Genomic DNA, 2,170 nt, shown 5'->3' with positions numbered 1-2,170 from the left:
GTCGGGTCCGTCCAGAAGCGCGTCCCACACCGTCCGCATGCGGCGGGTAACTTCCTGCTTGTTGGGCGGGTGGATGTCCCATTCGTCCCCGGCGCCGAGCGCCACGACGAGCCCGGCCGCCTCATCCGCCATCACGAACCTCCGCTGCGCATCGCGCAAGGAAGACCAGCCGGAGTTGCCGGCGGTCATCATCCGCGCGCCGAATTCCGGCAGCTGGATGATGAGCATCGGGAGCGTCTCGCCAAACTGGTCTCGGAAATCAGCGGTCAGCAGGCGGAGGAAGTTCTCGTATGTTTCCGGCTCGCCCGCATTCGACTCGCCCTGATACCAGAGCGCGCCGCGCAGCTTCGTGCCGGCCAGCGGCGCAATCATGCCGTGATGCATGCCCGAGAGGCCCGACACGCTCATCCAGGGCATCTGCGGCGCGCCGCCGAGTTCGGGCGGGACTTTCTGATAGGTCCAGTTGCCCGCGAGCGGCACCCGGTCGCCGGAGGCCAGCCGCAGGAAGACGGTGTCCTCCGGCCCTGTCATCCCGCCTTCGGCCCAGCCATTATGGACGTTGACGAGGATCAGGTTCTCTCCTGCCCTCAGTGTGCCGGCGGGCAGGGTGTACTGGCGCGGCGTGCCCCAGCCGAAGGTCGTGCCGATGAAGGCGCCATTGACCCAGACCGTGTCGATCTCGTCGATGCCGCCAAGCGACAACTCCGCCGCGCCGGCTGCCTGCGCCGCTGTCAGCGTCACGCGCCGCTCATGCCAGACCATGCCGAGATAGGTTTCGAGCTCCGGGTCGCCGAAAGCTTTCCAGTCGCGAAGCTCGCCCGGTATGGGCTTGGGGTCGGCCAGACCATCTTGCCAGGGTGTTGTCCCGGCGGCGGCTTGCCACCAGCGTTCCCAGATTGCGCCGAAGGCGGAGGTCGCTGCCGCCGGATCCGCCACATAGGTGCCCAGCAGGTCCAGCCGCTCGGTGAGGTGAGGGGCCGTACGCAGCGCGTCCGGACTGATCCAGGCTTCGATCCGCGAGCCGCCCCAGCTGGCATTGATCAGGCCGACGGGAACGTCCTCGCTGGCCTGCCAGTCGCGGCCGAAGAAGTAGCAGAGGGCGGAGAAATGGGTCACCTCATGCAGGTTTGCGGCCTGCCAGCGGGTGCCTTCCGGCAGCGCAGACTGGCGCGTGACAGAGGCGACATGCGGGACCTGCAACAGGCGCATGTCTGGCCGCAATGGCTTCGCCAGTTCCCGTTCGGGGTTAAGCGCGAGGCGTACCGGCCAGGCCATGTTCGACTGGCCGGAGCAGAGGAACACATCGCCAATGGCGATATCCTTGAAAGTGCGGGCGCCCCTGGAGCTGCTGGCCCGCAGGGTGAGGCCCGTGGCGGCATCGAGGGCGGGCAATTCCGCTTCCCAGCGCCCGGAGGCATCGGCGCGCGCCTGCGCTTCGGCACTGCCCAGCGTAACCGTTATCTCCGCATCTGGATCGGCGCTGCCAGATACCGTTACCGGCTGGCCGCGTTGGAGGACCATGGCGTCCATGAACCGTGCATCGAGAACCGGGCCCGCATCCGCGCAGGCGGCAAGGGATGAGAGGGCGAGCGCTGCCGCCAGCCACAGGTATTTGCAATGGCCCATAACGGTTTTTCCCCTCCCGGCGTAATTTTCTTGTTGATAGCGCTATCATCTAGCCCTTAAAGTGCAACACATAACAGACCGGTTCGCAAAGGGCGGATCGGCAAAGGTGGCACGCCGCGAGGCGGCTGCATCCTGCGGGGTGCAGCCGCAGGCGACAGGCCAAGAGGGGAGATACGCGTGCGGTCTGGTGGACCTGAGTCTGTACAGCCGGCTGCTTTCTGGCCATTTGTGGCCGGGTTGATCGCCGCATTTGCTGCCGCCTGCACCTCGACCCCTCTCGCGCCGCAAGCCGCTGGATCCTGCGAGATACGTATGTCGCAGCATGGCGTGTCGCCCGCTGGGCCGCTGCGCGCCATTGTGAACAGCCCCAGTGCCGCGCCGATTCCCTACACCCTTCGCGGCGCAGACGGCGCGATCCTGGCGGAAGGCCGGACTGAAGCGTTCGGGGCGGACAGGGCATCGGGCGAACGCGTGCATGTCATCGACATTACCGCCGTGCCGCCGGAAGGCGAGGGCTATGTGATCGAGGCCTGCGGTGGGGCGA

At 66.9% G+C, this 2,170-nt stretch carries 2 protein-coding genes; one reads left to right on the top strand and one right to left on the bottom strand.

The window, feature by feature from the left end:
- Positions 1-1,626 (bottom strand): sialate O-acetylesterase (locus ACK4SV_RS16010; protein ID WP_409918843.1); only part of this gene is annotated, 1,626 nt, incomplete at its 3' end.
- A 312-nt stretch (positions 1,627-1,938) separates the two neighbouring features.
- On the opposite strand from ACK4SV_RS16010, the gene ACK4SV_RS16005 reads away from it, so the two are divergent.
- On the top strand, positions 1,939-2,170 hold a 232-nt coding region (locus tag ACK4SV_RS16005), incomplete at its 3' end, for a cellulase N-terminal Ig-like domain-containing protein (RefSeq protein WP_409918842.1).

The organism is Hyphomonas sp., from assembly GCF_046313735.1.
Lineage (GTDB): Bacteria > Pseudomonadota > Alphaproteobacteria > Caulobacterales > Hyphomonadaceae > Hyphomonas.
The sequence above is the reverse complement of the archived record's forward strand: the minus strand, read 5'-3'. Positions and strand labels throughout refer to the sequence as shown.